The following is a 15,759-nucleotide window of genomic DNA, read 5'->3' as shown; positions in this document are numbered from 1 at the left end:
TATCGTAAATTACTCCCTAATAAAAAATGTTTAATAATTTCGTGCATGCTGGTTATCACTTTATAAAATCCTTCTTTTACGGCATAAAAAATTTAACTTTGCATATTCTTATATTTTCAGTTTGGTTTTGTTTCACCTGCTAAATTTCAACTGGTATTTATATAACAATCTAAGTTTGTGAGTCAATATTTTAACAAGATTAATTAAAAAATCAGTTATACACATTCAATACTGCTGAATAATTTAAACATGAATTTTTTTGTTTCTGGTCGTCTTTGTCTATTTGGAGAACATAGTGATTGGGCAGGAGAATATCGTCAAGTTAACTCCAAGATTGCTCCTGGCTATGCAATTGTGGTTGGTACGAATCAGGGTGTTTATGCTCGGATAATAATTAATAATACCCATTTGAAAGTTAAAACCTTACACTCGCCGCAAATGTTAGAGCTACCTATGGAAAAATCTTTTCTATTAGGTATGGCACAAACAAATAGTTTCTACAGTTACGTTGCAGGAGTAGCTTACCAGGCTTTAATTCGTTATCAGGTACGTGGTCTGACCATAGATAATTATCAAATGGATTTGCCTCTTAAAAAAGGTCTATCTTCCAGCGCAGCAGTAAGTGTTTTAGTCGCAAAAGCATTTAATCAGCTTTATGATCTTGGCTTAAGCATTGCCGAAGAGATGGAATTAGCTTATTGGGGAGAAAGAACTACTCATAGTCAGTGTGGCAGATTAGATCAAGCCTGTGCTTATGGTCAGCAGCCGATTTTAATGACTTTTGATGGCGATCGCTGCACGACAAAACTGCTAACGGTGGCTCAAAATTTATATTTAATCATTGTCGATCTAGCGGCTATTAAAGATACTCAAAAGATACTCGCGCAGCTAAATAAATGTTATCCCGTAGCCCGAAACTTTACCCAAACTCAGGTTCAAAATTATTTAGGTACGATCAACACAGATTTAGTTCAACGTGCAGTATTGGCATTACAACAGGGAGATGCAGCACAAATTGGTGCTTTGATGAATCAAGCACAGGCTAAGTTCGATCGCTATGTTGTTCCTGCTTGTCCCGAACAATTAAATGCACCCATACTTCATCAGTTACTAAATTATGCACCATTACAATCTTATGTTTATGGCGGCAAAGGGGTTGGTTCGCAAGGTGATGGTACGGCACAATTTATCGCTGGCGATCGCAATAGTCAGGCTCAGGCGATCGCTTTAATCCAGCGCGATTTTCCTCAAATGCAGTGTTATAAGTTAGACATTGCCCCAACTAAGGTGAAATAACTGTGATTTACTTGTGGGCTAAGCATAATGTATAAGTAGAGCAGAATAGCCATCCTTAAGCTGATACATTAAATTGTTATTCGATTTACCCAAAACAATTGGTTATGTTCTTGCCATATTTAGCGATCGCCAGTACCAACACAAAAATTGAGTTAGCAAGTATGGTTGCCAATTTTAACCACTTGGCAGAAGGGTTACTATTAGAAATAACAATACTTTTTAAAATAGTTATTGAAAGTATTGCTATTCTTATTCTGGCTCTAGCAATAGTTAAGGCAGTAAATGGACTAGTTTTCCGTAACGCTAGAATGCATCGAGAAGAAAAACTGAGTAAAGTTAGGATAGATCTGGGAATAGCATTGGCTTTGTCCTTGGAATTCTTGTTGGCATCAGACATTGTAGCTACTGCTGTTTCCCCCACTTGGAATTCGTTAGGTAAATTAGCAGCAATCTCAGCTATCAGAACTTTTCTTAATTTCTTTCTAGAAAGAGAAGTTAAACAACTAGTACAACAAAGGACAAGAAAAGCTATAGAAATTCTAAACAACAAAAGTGAAAAAAAGCTGTGAGATTTAAACTCTAGAATTTCCCAGAGACGCTCTAATTTAAAGAACGCCTCCAACACAAAAGTTTTGCTCGCTTAATAAAGCTCTTCTTCTTGGTGAGTAGTAATAACGCAATCAGAGCTAGGGTATGCAACACAAGTAAGGACATATCCAGCTTCAATTTGATCGTCATCAAGAAAAGACTGATCGGACTGGTCTACAGAACCAGATTCAAGCTTACCAGCACAAGTAGAACAAGCTCCAGCACGACATGAGTAAGGCAAATCTAAACCTTGCTCTTCAGCAACGTCAAGAATGTACTCATCATCAGGTACTTCAATAGTTTGTTCGCCGTCAGGCATTTTAAGCGTAACGTTATAAGTAGGCATGTATGTTTTCCTCTTTTATAGGGTGATACATCAATTTATGCTTAGTAGAGAAATGTTATTGATTCGTTTCAATAAAACAAATTTTTCTTGACCAATAAGCATCATTTTTGATACTAAGGGAAAAGCACTAATTATTGATCGCGCATTAGTAATGAGATTTGTAATTTATCGTAAAATAAGTTTTGCTTATGTATAGACTTGAAGAGATAGATGGCGGATCGGAAATTGTTTTTATCGGTTTAAATAACCAAATAATCAGATAAATTAAACAATAAACCCAGAAACAAAGCCCGGGTATTTTTCCGAAAAATAACTATTAATTATATTTATACCTATGATTGATGATTTGTTCTTAGAGTAAATTAAAAGATCTTTCTTTTATATGATGACAGACACAAATTTGCCCCTCAAGGTTGGCATAGTTGGTACGGGATATGCAGCAAAAAAAAGAGCAGAAGCAATTAAGTTAGATCGGCGTACGGAATTATTGGTAGTTACGGGGAATACTGCCGAAAAATTGCGTGAATTTTGTCAAACCTACGCAGTAGAAGCAGTTGACTCTTGGAGCAGATTAGTTAATTTACCTGAACTAGATTTGATTTTTATCTGTACTATTAACCAAGGTTGTGCAGCGATCGCCAAAGCAGCAATATTAGCAGGAAAGCACGTCGTAGTTGAATATCCTTTAGCATTGGAAGCTAAAGTTGCAGCGGAAATTATCGAGTTAGCCATCCAAAAACAAAAATTACTTCATATAGAGCATATAGAAATCATCGGTGGTTTACATCAAGCGATTAAAAAACATCTATCGCAAATTGGAAAAGTTTTTTATGCGCGATATGCGACTATTAGTTCTCGACATCCCGTCGAGCAAAGCTGGAAATATCATCGGACTATGTTTGGCTTTCCTCTCGCAGCAGCGCTATCGCGAATTCACCGTTTAACTGATTTGTTTGGCAAGGTAGAAAGCGTTAGCTGTAGTAATCGCTACTGGAATCTAACTAATTCTGATTATTTCACCGCTTGTTTGTGTGATGCTCAACTAAATTTTGACAACGGAATTAGAGCAGAAATTACCTATGGTAAAGGGGATATTTTTTGGCACAGCGATCGCACCTTAGAAATTTACGGAGAACAAGGGAAAATTTTATTTAAAGGAGAAAAAGGAACTCTAATATCAGATCAAGGTGAGCAAGAGATTCCTGTTACCCCTCGTCGCGGTTTGTTTGCCCAAGATACGGCTATGGTTCTAGATTATTTGTTTGAGCAACAACCTCTTTATATTCAACCTCAAGCCAGTCTTTATGCTTTGCTAGTGGCTAATGCTGCCAGAGAATCTTCATTAACTAAAAAAGCTGTTTATCTGGTTTAAGTTTGTGTACCTCAGAGCAGCAAAAGTATCGCTCGCTCTACGCCAGCATTCCGTTAATATTAAGAAAATTGAAATCATTGCTACTAACGATTAATATCGTTATCTAAGTCATTATTGATTAGTTAGTCTAATATCAGGCATTTTTCTTTGGTTGATTTTTTTGTCAACATAAGGAAAAATAGTTATAATATCACCATATAATCATTGTGGGAATTAAATTAGCTATTAATTTTGGACTTTAGCTCAACCAAAGATCAAACTCTATAAGAATACGGCTGAAGGCACAGAGTAAGATTAAAACTAACTAATTTTTCAGCCATTTATCAGAACTATGCTTGATGCAGCGCCTTGGAGGGTTCCTGGCGTGAAGCGATAAAGTGTACGTCGCGTTTTTTATCGGAGTATTCTTACTCAAAAACCGACGGGCTTTCAGGGTTTTCCTGATGAACAACTTTATTAAGAATCGTCTGCATTGCTTTTCCACTTTAATTACTAATTAATCGAGGCATTCATGGCAACTCGCGCAAATACTTCTAGTACTACTAGCAATTCCGATAAAGATAAGGCTCTTAATTTAGTTTTAAAGCAAATTGAGCGCAACTTTGGCAAAGGTGCAATTATGCGCCTAGGGGATGCTGCTCAAATGAGAGTAGAAACTATTCCTAGTGGTGCATTAACTTTGGATGTGGCTTTAGGTGGTGGACTGCCCAAAGGAAGAATTATTGAAATATATGGACCAGAAAGCTCTGGCAAAACTACTTTAGCTCTACACGCGATCGCCGAAACTCAAAAAGCAGGAGGAGTAGCAGCTTTTGTTGATGCCGAACACGCTTTAGATCCGACCTATTCCGCAGCATTAGGAGTAGATATTGAAAACCTTCTAGTAGCCCAGCCAGATAATGGCGAGTCGGGTTTAGAAATTGTCGATCAGCTAGTACGCTCAGCAGCAGTAGACCTAGTAGTAATAGATTCTGTAGCAGCTTTAACTCCCCGCGCCGAGATTGAGGGAGAAATGGGCGACAACCAAGTCGGCTTACAGGCTCGTTTAATGAGTAAAGCCTTGAGAAAAATTGCTGGTAATATCGGCAAATCTGGAGCTACGGTAATTTTTCTTAACCAGTTACGTCAAAAAATTGGTATTAGCTATGGCAACCCAGAGGTAACTACAGGCGGTAATGCGCTTAAGTTCTATTGCTCTGTCCGCTTAGATATTCGTCGCATTCAAACCCTTAAAAAAGGTAACGAAGGGATGTATGGTATTCGCGCCAAAGTTAAGGTAGCTAAAAATAAAGTTGCACCTCCTTTCCGTATTGCTGAATTTGATATCATCTTTGGTAAAGGTATTTCCACTATAGGCTGTTTGTTAGATTTGGCAGAAGAGCTAGATATTGTGGTACGTAAAGGTGCATGGTATAGCTACAATGGCGATAATATTGGTCAGGGTAGAGATAATACAATTAATTATTTATTAGAAAACCCAGAGGTAGCAGCCGAAGTAGAGGCGAAGGTAAGAGCGGACATGAAAGAAGGTAAAAATGCAGCAGCATCTAATCAAGCCTTTAATGATGATGATGCTAATTCTGAAGAAGAATAATATTAGAGGGCAAACAGCTGGCCCCTGCTGAATTTGAACGAAAGCGATCGCTTTAGCTAAAGGCGATCGCTTTTTATTAACAAAATTACCGTGTGATGCAAATAATCATAACAATATTATTTGATATATCAAAACATGTTCATCAGCAAATCATGGCTAGGTTGACTTAGTTTATTTCACTTCATCTTTAGCTTTATCTGCACGAAACAGAAACACCATCAAAGCAACTACGCCGATCTGAAGCGCAAAATTGGGAAAATTGGTTGATAAATCTTGACCTGCCGCTAACTTAACTGAAAATACCAATGCGCCAATCAAACCTGAAGCGCCAAAAGCAACGTAGAAAAACTTTCTTAATCCCCGATAAGGAGCTTTTGATTCTGCTTTCAAACGAGCGTATTTTTCGGGGGTTAGGTTGTTTTTTCTAGCTCTAGCTAATTCTTCAGGAGATAAGTCTACCATTGTTTGTTTTGAATAAATATTAATGAATTTTGAGTATTTATTACTATTTTATGTGTTGGCGAAAAAAAAGAGGTGAACTGAATTTAGTCACCCCTACTTGTTTTTATTTTGGTTTTTAAGCCTTTCAATGATTAATTAGATAATGAAGTCAGGTCATTGTAGAGTTATTGAACTACAACTTTACCAACCATTCCAGCCCCGCGATGAGGCTCGCAGTAGTAAGAGTATTCACCAGCTTCGTTGAAAGTGCTTTCATAGCCGTCTCCAGGAGAGAAGACTAGGTTTTTGTGAGATTTATCGGCAGCATTCTCAAAAACTACATTGTGAGGAGACATTTTGTTGTTATCCCACTTCACTGTATCTCCAGCTTTGATAGTTACAGTTTCAGGTACGAACTTAAGCATTCCGTTATCGCTACCCATCTTTACTTCAACAGTTTCTGCTGCTGCGGGATTAACGTTAAAGAAAAAAGTAGATGCTACTAATACTAGCGCGGACAATAACAAACTTATTTTTTTAGCCATTTGGTTCAACTCTCTGTTATCAAAATATGAATTTTTTTAGTGAACATTTTTCAAAAGCCCGATTCAAAACCTCGGACAAAATCTAGTTGATTTAATTAACAATCTAGAGTTTTGAAGCGGGCTTTATTCCTTCTTATGTATATTTTACACAAGTTTGACGACTTGTAAAACTTCTACGGCGTGTCTTTTGACTATTTTGGGGTAAATAACCGAATATATTCAATTAATTACAATTAGCCTTTGGTTGCAGTTGAATGATTTTGAGAGGAGAAACTATGTTTGCCAAACTTTTATCAACACTATTAGTATTTTTGACGGCTGTGATGTTTACCGCAACTCCTGCCTTAGCTGGGAATGCCGCAAGTGGGGCAAAAATTTTCAGTGCCAACTGCGCGTCTTGTCATGCTGGGGGTAGAAACGTGATTAACGGAGCTAAAACTTTACAAAAAGACGCTTTAGAGAAATATGAAATGAATTCTGTTGATGCAATTGTTCACCAGGTAATCAACGGCAAGAATGCAATGCCATCTTTTAAAGGACGTTTGAGCGATGCCCAAATTGACGACGTAGCTACCTACGTTTTGTCTCAGTCAGAGAATGGTTGGTAAATTGCATCATTACATTGGAAAATTTGAGTTTAAAAAAGCGATCGAGACTGTCTCGATCGCTTTTTTAGCGTAGATCGAGAATATTTTGATTAAAGGTGCCAACGGCTTGGGAATACCGTTGATAAAAAGTCATAGAAGGCTTGGTTATCGAACCTGGTACATTTTAAAGATTACTAAAAAAGCGTCCACAGCGGTGACTGGACGTAAGGAGCTAATCCTTTAGGGCTAATCTTTTAGGACGGCGTAAGATGCAAGAGCCTTGGTGCGCTTTAACCGTGGCTCACCAAGACGATAAACGCACCCTATAGCGGATGATTTATCTGTTTACCAACAAATTCTTGGTTTTACTCGCTCGGTGATAGTTAAGCTCGCTAAATTTGCCGATTTATCTCTCCAGCTAATGCGCGAGAATTGATATAATTCAATGGCAAAGTAGGCTATAACTTTGTGAAACAATAGAGGATATTAACTATTGTTATGTAGGAGTAGCAAGGAATGGATCGGGGAAAAATTGTGGCGGTTATTACGGGCGTAATTTCAATTTTAATTGCGATCGCCTATTTAGTTATTGTGCAGCTAATAGATTTTCGGGGCGAAATGGTACCAGCACCCATTAGTCACTTACCAGTTATCGAGCAACGAACCAGCTCTTGACCTAAGAAAGAATACGTATTTACACCATAGACTAACAAAAAACAATTAGACGCTCTGTGGGTATACACTATGGCAGAGGTTAGAAAACGAGCTTATGTTAGATAAGTTAATTTAGTCGCTGAACACTCCATGCTCAGGGATGCCAGCCATAAGCAAGTAATTCAGAAATTTTCTTTTATCAAGAGTTTAAATCTATCTCAGAGAAAAAGTCAAAACTCTAAACCAGCTTTGGGTAAGCTTAACAGCGATCAGGCTTTTAGTTTCCAACAGCAAACATCTGCCGCTCAAATCTTAGCAAGCAAAAAAGAGGCGCAGGCTTCAGCAATAGTGACTACTTCCGATACGGCTTCTACTATTAATGCTAACTGGTATCAGCCAGAGGCAGATGCTTATGGCTTAAGTTTGGCAGAGATAATTAATTCTGTCTCAGATACTTCTAGCGCTCGCGGAGCCTGGGCTGCCCACCATCGTAGCTATCTAGGTAAAGTTTTATTCGCTCTTGCCTGTAGCTATGGTCTATTCGTTTGCTGGTGGCTCTTTGGACATCAAGGGAATAGGATGTTCACCATGTTGACAGGTGGCAAACAGGTTGTTCTGTCTAAGTCGGATGCTCAGTTTATTGACTACATGGAGCGATCGCTAGACAAGATGGATCGTCAACTAGAGGCAGAGAAAAATTCCACTCAAAATCGTGTGGTTTATGTTCCCGTATATACTCCTAACCCTGTAACCACCCAATTGCCTCAGGTAGCGAGCAACAATATACCTCTGACAACCTCAGCCAACAGTAGTCTTCCTGCTGCTCCTCAGTCTGAAGCAGCTCCTCAGGCATTAAAAATTCCCGCACCACCACCCTTGCCCGCACCAACCCCAATGGTTGATAATTTTAGGCAAGAGAATGCGATTGAGCGCAGCCCACGCTCCGCGATCGCTACTTTTAGTAAACCAGCGATTAAACATACTCTAAGCGGAATTTTAGAATTGGGAGCAAATCAATCAGCAGCACTGGTTAAAGTTCAAGGCGAAACCAGGCGCGTTTGGGTAGGCGAAGAAATCAATACCAGCGGTTGGATTTTGGAATCGATAGAAAATCAGCGGGCAAAAATTAGTTATCAAGGACAGGTTCGCTCTATTGCTGTGGGAGAAACGTTCTAAGATATGAATTAAAGCTAAATATCTAAGAAGCAAGATGGGTTTATTTGACGATATCAACCAGTTTTTAGAAGAGCGACTCGACGAGTTTTTACGTGATAATCCTCATCTAGAATTGCAGGCAATTGAAGAACAGTTACTAGAACAAGAACTAGACACCACTAAGTTGATTGCCAAACTCGAGCTAGAAGAAAAAAGTTTGCAAGATCGGGTATTGGCGATCGCTAATGATATTCAAACTTGGCACGCTAGAATTGGCAAAGCCGAAAAAGCCAACAGAAAGGATTTAGCCGATGCTGCTAGAGAGCGAGAAGCTGAATTATTAAGGCAGGGAAACCAAGTTTGGGGACAGATGGAAGGGGTTAAGCAGCGTACCACACAAGCTAAAGAGCTACTCCAGCAGGTGAAACAAAAGCGACAACAACTTAAAAAGTCAGTTCAAGCCCAAACTCAAGCGTCCAGCACTTATTCTAGCGACACTATAGGATGGGATCGTGGTGCTAGCTCTCCTCAGTATCATCGCAGTGCCGATCCTCTAGAAGCAGAATTTCAGCAGTGGGAAGTGGATGAAGAGTTAGAACAAATTAGAAAGAACATGAATAAGTAAAAAAAGTGTGGAAGTGCGGAGAGACTGTAGACAGGGTAAAGAAAGAACTTTTGACTTTTCCTCTTCCCGCAGTACAATGTGACTTCTGACTTCTAACTTAAAATACTTGCCGAGCGCAATAGTAATTCAGTTGCTTTGGTCATCGTCAATGGCGCACTGATAAAATGCCCTTGCATATATTTACAGTGCAAAGTTTCTAGTAAATTCTTTAATTGTTCCGATTCAACTCCTTCGGCAACAATTTGTAGATTTAAACCCGATCCTAAAGTAATAATGGCGTTAATGATCGCCAAATTACTCGAATCAAAGCTAACCTCATTGACAAAAGAGCGATCTATCTTAATCGTGCTAAAGGGAAAGTTTTTAAGATAGCTAAGAGATGAATATCCCGTACCAAAATCATCCATTGATAGGGAAATCTCCATTTGATGCAGCTCTAGAAGTATCTGCTTAGCTAGATTGGTATTACGCATCGTAGCTGTTTCGGTTATTTCTAACTCTAAGCTACTAGCACTTAATTTTGTGGCTAATAAAACTTGTTTTATAGTCTGAACTAAATCATTGTTATAAAATTGACGAGCTGATAAATTAACGGACACGATTAAGTCAGATAGACCCATGTTTTGCCATGCTTTAGCTTGAGAGCAGGCGGTTTTTAGCACCCATTCGCCAATCTCGACAATCAAACCATTTTCTTCGGCAATGGGGATAAACAAGTCAGGAGAAACCAGCCCTAAATCTGTATGTTGCCAACGTAGCAAAGCTTCTACTTTAACAATCTTGTTAGTAGAAACCTCAATAATCGGCTGATAGTAAAGAGTAAATTCTTGTTTGCCTAAAGCGTTATGTAAATTATTCTCTAAATTGAGTAATTCATAAGCCTGGGAATTTAGTCTCGAAGTATAGTGTTGATAATGGTTGCGACCTTTTTCTTTGACACAATACAGAGCAACATCAGCATTTTTTAATAAGGTTTCGGCATCTTTGCCATCGTCAGGAAAAACAGCAATTCCAATACTGCTGGTAATGTGTAAATAATGCTTTTCCAAATTAAAACCAGGTTTAAGGGCTTCTAAAATTCTGATAGCGATCGCCGTGGCATCTTCTCGACAGTTAATTTCAGGCAACAAAAGCGTAAATTCATCTCCTCCCCAACGAGCAATAATGTCTTTTTCTCTAATGCATTTTTTAATTCGCTCGACCACATTTTTGAGTAAAATATCTCCCACTGCATGACCCAAAGTATCGTTGATAGTTTTAAAACGGTCTAAATCTAAAAACAACACCGCCAGCATTTTATTGTTTTGTTGTGCTAAATCTAGAGCTTTCTCTAATTCGCGATCAAACAAAGTTCGGTTGGGTAAATTAGTCAAAGAGTCATGAAAAGCCTGATGTTGAATAATTGTCTGAGCTTTTTTGTGTTCAGTAACGTCCCTGAAACTCCAAACCTGACCCATTTTTTGTTTTTGAAGCTGCTGTACTTGGGAATAACATTCGACAATTTTACCGTTTTTTAGTTCTAAAGAATTGTATTTGTCTGAGTCAAGTTGGGCGTATCTTTCTCTTAAGCTGTTGGCGTAAGGTTCAGTAATTTCTGCTAAAATTAGAGTTAAAATTTGCTCGCGATCAAGCTTGGGTTGTGTAGGCAAGCCCCAAATTTCAATAAATTTTTGATTATAGTTAACAACTTTGCCACCTTCATCTAAGACTAAAATGCCGTCGGCAGTGGCTTCTAAAGTAGCTTGTAACCATGAAATAGCACTTTCTAATTGCTGATTAACCTCAAGTAAGATTTTGTTTTGTGCTGCTAATTGTTGTTCTTGCTGGTAGCGTTTTAAAGCTTCTTTAACGGTCAGAATTAAGTCTGTTTCGTCCCAAGGTTTAGCAACATAACGATATAGAGCAGCAGCGTTAACCAAATTTCCCACTGCATCAGCATTAGCTTGTCCTGTTAATAAAATTTTTAAAGTATTAGGATAAAAGGAATGTAGCTTAATTAATAATTTGTCTCCCGTCATGTCGGGCATAATTTGATCGCAAATAATCACTGGAATATCAATTCCTTCTGCGGTTAATTCTGCACAAACAGCGATCGCCTCTGCTCCGCTATTTACCAGTTCAATGTCATATCTCTGACCCAAAGAACGTTTTAGCTGTTCTCCCAAACTACTTAAAATGATCGGCTCATCATCAACACAAATAATTGCGGCTCGATTATTACCAAAATAACTATCTAACGCAGCTTTTGGTTGCAAAGCAAAATTTTTTATTCGATCTTTGCTCATATAAATTATTGGTTAAACGAAATATCAGAAATTATTTTTGCCAACTAAATAGCTTTTAAAAACAGCAGCGCAATTATAGCGACTATCAAACACTACTGTATTAATAAATTCCTGAAATGACGACCCTAATTATAACTAGCTTGTAAAGAAATTAAGAGTATAGTTCTCAATGTCAGAAAACATCGATAATTTTACTTAAAATGAGTTGCAATCTAAAAAGAGCGTTTGTTTAGTGTGTTCAGAAATTTAATTGTAACTATCACACTATTAAAATTATCTTAAATAACAAAAATATAGCGATAATTACCTTAATTAGCTACTGTTTGTTGCCTATTTAGTAATATCTTGCCGATAAAAATAAATGTCTGTTGCCGTTAACAGTGAGCTAGGACAAACTAGATGTATGTTTTGGCTAGCTGTTAATTTATGAATAATTATCATTCGCAGACAAAAGAAAATCAACAAGATCTATCCGAAGTAGCTACGGAGCGGACTAAAGTAGCAGCGACTATTATCGACAAGATTCGTCGTTCTCAAGATATTGATAAAATCTTTACGACCACAACTCAAGAAATGCGTCGAGTCTTGCAATGCGATCGCCTGATCGTCTATCAATTCAATCATGATTGGAGTGGTCAGGTAGTTGCAGAATCTGTTGCTCATGGTTGGATTTCCCTCTTGGTCGAACAAAATAATGAACTGCTGGGAGATGGTCATGTTCAACAAGATCGCTGTCTACTACGCGATTGGTCGAAAGGAGAACAGGGGGACATTGTTCGCAATGATAGTTTTCTTCAGGAAACTCAGGGGGGAAAATATACTCGGGGCCAAAAATTTACCGCAGTCGATGATATTTACAGCAAAGGTTTTCCTGATTGTTATGTCAATTCTCTAGAAGAATATCAAACTAAAGCATATCTGCTTGTACCTATATTTCAAGAGCTTAAACTTTGGGGCTTATTAGGAGCATATCAAAATGAATCTCCCCGAACCTGGTTAAATTCAGAAATTGAATTAATGATGCAGATTGCCAGTCAATTGGCAGTAGCATTACAACAGGCGGAATACGTCAGTCAACTTAGGCAGCAAACCAAAGATTTACAAATAACGGTAAAAGAATTAAAACTAGCTCAACAACAATTAATTCAACAAGAAAAATTGGCTGCATTAGGACAACTAGTGGCAGGAGTTGCTCACGAAATTAATACGCCGTTAGGGGCAATTCAAGCTTCAGCAGGAAATAATACTAAGGCTTTAATTGCTGCGATCGCGGAATTACCAAAACTGTCTGAATTTCTCAATCCCACAGAAAAAGCTACTTTCTTTAAGTTAATTGAACACGCCATAGGAAGTAAGCCTATTTTTTCTTCTAGTGAAAAACGCCCCCTCAAACGTCAAATTACCAGTCAGCTTCAAGAACAAAATATTGATAATGCTAGAAATCTTGCTGATTTACTAATCGATATTGGTATAACTGAATCAGTTGATTTTTACTTGTCTTTATTACAACATTCTCAAGTCAACTGGATTTTAGACCTGGCATATAATTTAACTCGTTTATTAAGCAATAACCGAACTATTCTTACTTCAGTAGAAAAAGCATCTAAAGTAGTTTTCGCGCTCAAAAACTATGCGCGGTTTGATGCTAGTGGAGAGAAGCAATTAGCCTATATACAAGATGGATTGGAAACCGTACTAGAAATTTACCACAACCAACTAAAACAAAATATTGAGGTTATTTGTAATTACCAAGATATTCCCCAAATTTGGTGTTATTCAGATGAGTTAATTCAGGTATGGACAAATCTTATTCATAATGGTATCCAGGCAATGAAAGGTTGTGGGACTTTAACTGTTTCTACTGCTTTAGAAAATGAAATAATTAAGGTAGAAATAACTGATTCTGGAACTGGAATTCCTCCAGAAGTTAAAGCCAAGATCTTTGAACCTTTTTTCACTACTAAGCCAATAGGAGAAGGAAGCGGGTTAGGATTACATATCAGCAAAAAAATTGTTGATAAACATCAAGGAACTATTATCGTCGACAGTCAACCAGGGCAAACTAAATTTAGTATTTTGCTACCTCTTATTAATAATCAGTAATTAGTAATTAAATTATGTCTGAATCTGCAATTTTGTGTGTTGATGATGAGGTTGTTATTTTAGACAGCCTTAAAGAACAACTTAAACGTAAGTTTGGCGATCGCTTTATTTATGAAGTAGCCGAAAGTGCTGAAGAAGCCTGGGAAGTTATTGAAGAACTACAAGAAGATGACGTTAAAGTTATTGCGATCGTCTCGGATTGGCTAATGCCAGGCACCAAAGGAGATGAGTTCTTGATTCAAATTCACCAGCGTTTTCCCGAGTTAGTCACGGTTATACTTACTGGACAGGCAGATGAAACTGCTATTGAACGAGCCAAAAAAGAAGCGAATTTTCATGCTTGCTTATATAAACCCTGGACAGAAAGCGAACTAACTCAAATTATTACTACGGCGATCAAAAAATAAAATTGAGCAAAATTTAAGACATGAGCAAAGCGACAATTATCTGTATTGATGACGAGGAAATTATTTTTTGTAGTCTGGGAGATCGGCTAAAAAGAAATTTGGGCAGAGATTAGGATATTGAGCTGGTATTTAATAGTGAAGAAGCACTGTCTCTTTGTACTGAATTAAAAGCTGAAGAAATTACCGTTGCTTTAATCATCTGCGATCAGACAATGCCAGGTATGTCAGGGGATGAGTTACTAATTATGCTTCACGCTTATTATCCTCAAGCTTTAAAAATTTTGTTGAGTAAAGCTGAATTAAATTCTCTAAGTAATGTTATTAATGCTGCTGCACTTTATCGTTATATTGCCAAGCTTTGGGAAGAAACCGATCTTATTCTTACAGTTTAAAAAGCTCTTAAGCATCACGAACAAGAAGTACAGCTAACCAGACAAAACGCGATTTTAAGTCAAACTAACCAAAAATTAGCTAAATCTCTTAATTTACTAACGGCAGTTTTTAAAACTGCTGATGACGGTATTTTGGTTTTAGACAATCAGGGCAAAATAGTCACTTTTAATCAACGGTTTGCTGCACTGTGGCAAATTGATTCCAGGTTGATTGAGGGAGATAGCGATCGCATCTTAAGCTTGTTTTTAAGTCGCCTGAGTGAACCAACATCTTGTGATTTGAAAGCCAAAAAACCTCAAGAAAGCTTTTACAAGTAGATTTCAAGAATGTATTAAAGAAGAAAATGTAATTGCTCGTTGGGGAAGAGATGAATTTACCTTATTCCTACCGCAAATTTTTGAACCTAAAGCTGCTAGCGCGATCGCTCAACGAATTATCGAGGCTTTAAAATTTCTTTTTGAAATAGAAGCCAGACCAGTTTATATTAACAGCTATATTGGTATCGCTATTTATCCCGAGCATGGCACAGATGCCTAAACTTTAGTCCAAATATTGAAATTACTGAAACTATTGCTATCGAGGATACAAAATTTGCCAACTCAATTCTCAAAAAACTTCATAGCATGGGTATTACTTTATTTATAGATGATTTTGGCACTGGTTACTCATTTCTTAGCTACTTAAAGCAGTTTCCTTTTTCTACCATTATCGATCGCTTTTTTATCCAGAATCTAGCTAATTCTCTCGCAGATATTGCTATTGTCGATGCAATCATTACTCTTAGTCGAGGATTAAGACTCAATATTGTCGCCGAAGGAGTAGAGACAGTAGAGTTGAAAGAGCTATTAAGAGATTTAGGCTGTAAGTATATTCAAGGCTACTTGTTTAGTAAATCTCTCCCTGTAGATGAAGCAACTAAATTGCTGTGTGATAACTTAGGCGATGAAATAATTGCTAATCAAAACCACTTCGTGTAAGGCAAAATTATGCTGAAAATAATTTTCAGATAAGGTTAATTAAAAGCTTGCCCAGATAGATTTTAATTAACTTAATTAACTTTTAATCAGATTGTCGATCCCCGTTTTTTGGTTTTGCAGCTTCGGTAAACTGATATGCTGCTACATTCTGAGCTTCTAAAACCTTAGTTTGCTTGATTAAGGTGGCAGTTTGAGTCAAAACGTCAGGGTTTAAAGTATCTTGCCGAAACAAAGCGATTATACCCTTTTCATAATTAGAGGCGATCGCTAAAAAAGCCCCCGCTAAAATATAAATTGGCAGTGGCAAAATAAACTGCTTTAACCAAATACTAAACTCTGCCAACACAAACAAAATCCCTACACCAAATAACCAAGCTCTAAGCATTCTTTC

Annotated in this window: 18 protein-coding genes; 13 read left to right on the top strand and 5 right to left on the bottom strand. The window is 37.6% G+C overall.

Annotated elements, in window-relative coordinates:
• The first annotated feature begins 249 nt into the window (after nt 1–249).
• Nucleotides 250–1,296, top strand: coding sequence for a GHMP kinase (locus V6C71_14750; GenBank protein HEY9769733.1), 1,047 nt, complete (start codon nt 250–252; stop codon nt 1,294–1,296).
• Between the two features lie 104 nt (nt 1,297–1,400).
• Nucleotides 1,401–1,865 (top strand): DUF1622 domain-containing protein, encoded by a 465-nt coding sequence (locus V6C71_14745; GenBank protein ID HEY9769732.1) that lies wholly within the window; start codon nt 1,401–1,403, stop codon nt 1,863–1,865.
• A 71-nt stretch (nt 1,866–1,936) separates the two neighbouring features.
• Here the strand turns inward: V6C71_14745 and V6C71_14740 are convergent, their stop codons facing one another.
• Nucleotides 1,937–2,230: a ferredoxin gene (locus V6C71_14740; protein ID HEY9769731.1), complete on the bottom strand. Its 294-nt coding sequence runs from the start codon at nt 2,228–2,230 to the stop codon at nt 1,937–1,939.
• A 382-nt stretch (nt 2,231–2,612) separates the two neighbouring features.
• On the opposite strand from V6C71_14740, the gene V6C71_14735 reads away from it, so the two are divergent.
• A complete protein-coding gene (locus V6C71_14735) occupies nt 2,613–3,602 on the top strand; it encodes a Gfo/Idh/MocA family oxidoreductase (protein ID HEY9769730.1) in 990 nt (329 codons plus the stop codon).
• Nucleotides 3,603–4,113: 511 nt separating this feature from the next.
• On the top strand, nt 4,114–5,196 hold the full coding sequence (gene recA, locus V6C71_14730; protein HEY9769729.1) for a recombinase RecA: 1,083 nt from the start codon (nt 4,114–4,116) through the stop codon (nt 5,194–5,196).
• Between the two features lie 171 nt (nt 5,197–5,367).
• On the opposite strand, the gene V6C71_14725 is transcribed toward recA, so the two are convergent.
• Together V6C71_14725 and petE are read right to left on the bottom strand one after the other, a co-directional pair.
• Nucleotides 5,368–5,658, bottom strand: a complete 291-nt coding sequence (locus tag V6C71_14725) for a DUF3493 domain-containing protein (GenBank protein HEY9769728.1) — start codon at nt 5,656–5,658, stop codon at nt 5,368–5,370.
• A gap of 164 nt (nt 5,659–5,822) precedes the next feature.
• The gene (gene petE, locus V6C71_14720) at nt 5,823–6,182 is read right to left on the bottom strand and encodes a plastocyanin (GenBank protein ID HEY9769727.1); all 360 of its coding nucleotides are present in this window, start codon (nt 6,180–6,182) and stop codon (nt 5,823–5,825) included.
• Nucleotides 6,183–6,457: 275 nt separating this feature from the next.
• Here petE and V6C71_14715 point away from each other — a divergent pair, with 275 nt between their 5' ends.
• The 4 genes from V6C71_14715 to V6C71_14700 all read left to right on the top strand — a co-directional run bounded on the left by V6C71_14715 (nt 6,458) and on the right by V6C71_14700 (nt 9,203).
• A complete protein-coding gene (locus tag V6C71_14715) occupies nt 6,458–6,790 on the top strand; it encodes a c-type cytochrome (GenBank protein HEY9769726.1) in 333 nt (110 codons plus the stop codon).
• A gap of 495 nt (nt 6,791–7,285) precedes the next feature.
• Nucleotides 7,286–7,444, top strand: coding sequence for a hypothetical protein (locus V6C71_14710; GenBank protein ID HEY9769725.1), 159 nt, complete (start codon nt 7,286–7,288; stop codon nt 7,442–7,444).
• A gap of 129 nt (nt 7,445–7,573) precedes the next feature.
• Nucleotides 7,574–8,599 carry a hypothetical protein gene (locus tag V6C71_14705; GenBank protein HEY9769724.1) on the top strand — a complete coding sequence of 342 codons (1,026 nt, stop codon included), beginning with the start codon at nt 7,574–7,576 and terminating at the stop codon, nt 8,597–8,599.
• Nucleotides 8,600–8,633: 34 nt separating this feature from the next.
• Entirely contained in the window at nt 8,634–9,203 is a 570-nt protein-coding gene (locus V6C71_14700; GenBank protein HEY9769723.1) for a TIGR04376 family protein, read from the top strand.
• A 92-nt stretch (nt 9,204–9,295) separates the two neighbouring features.
• Here V6C71_14700 and V6C71_14695 read toward each other — a convergent pair whose 3' ends face one another.
• Complete coding sequence (locus tag V6C71_14695; GenBank protein HEY9769722.1) at nt 9,296–11,488, bottom strand: EAL domain-containing protein; 2,193 nt, start codon at nt 11,486–11,488, stop codon at nt 9,296–9,298.
• Between the two features lie 426 nt (nt 11,489–11,914).
• Here V6C71_14695 and V6C71_14690 point away from each other — a divergent pair, with 426 nt between their 5' ends.
• The 5 genes from V6C71_14690 to V6C71_14670 all read left to right on the top strand — a co-directional run bounded on the left by V6C71_14690 (nt 11,915) and on the right by V6C71_14670 (nt 15,368).
• Nucleotides 11,915–13,591 carry an ATP-binding protein gene (locus V6C71_14690; protein HEY9769721.1) on the top strand — a complete coding sequence of 559 codons (1,677 nt, stop codon included), beginning with the start codon at nt 11,915–11,917 and terminating at the stop codon, nt 13,589–13,591.
• A gap of 14 nt (nt 13,592–13,605) precedes the next feature.
• A complete protein-coding gene (locus tag V6C71_14685; GenBank protein HEY9769720.1) occupies nt 13,606–13,998 on the top strand; it encodes a response regulator in 393 nt (130 codons plus the stop codon).
• Between the two features lie 212 nt (nt 13,999–14,210).
• Entirely contained in the window at nt 14,211–14,390 is a 180-nt protein-coding gene (locus tag V6C71_14680; GenBank protein HEY9769719.1) for a hypothetical protein, read from the top strand.
• Nucleotides 14,391–14,441: 51 nt separating this feature from the next.
• Nucleotides 14,442–14,708 (top strand): PAS domain-containing protein, encoded by a 267-nt coding sequence (locus V6C71_14675; GenBank protein HEY9769718.1) that lies wholly within the window; start codon nt 14,442–14,444, stop codon nt 14,706–14,708.
• Nucleotides 14,709–14,942: 234 nt separating this feature from the next.
• Entirely contained in the window at nt 14,943–15,368 is a 426-nt protein-coding gene (locus V6C71_14670; GenBank protein ID HEY9769717.1) for an EAL domain-containing protein, read from the top strand.
• A gap of 82 nt (nt 15,369–15,450) precedes the next feature.
• Here V6C71_14670 and V6C71_14665 read toward each other — a convergent pair whose 3' ends face one another.
• Nucleotides 15,451–15,753, bottom strand: coding sequence for a hypothetical protein (locus V6C71_14665; GenBank protein ID HEY9769716.1), 303 nt, complete (start codon nt 15,751–15,753; stop codon nt 15,451–15,453).
• Nucleotides 15,754–15,759: the final 6 nt, after the last annotated feature.

The organism is Coleofasciculaceae cyanobacterium, from assembly GCA_036703275.1.
Taxonomy (GTDB): Bacteria; Cyanobacteriota; Cyanobacteriia; order Cyanobacteriales; family Xenococcaceae; genus Waterburya.
Note: the sequence above shows the minus strand (reverse complement) of the source record. Positions and strands in the feature narration are given on the sequence as shown.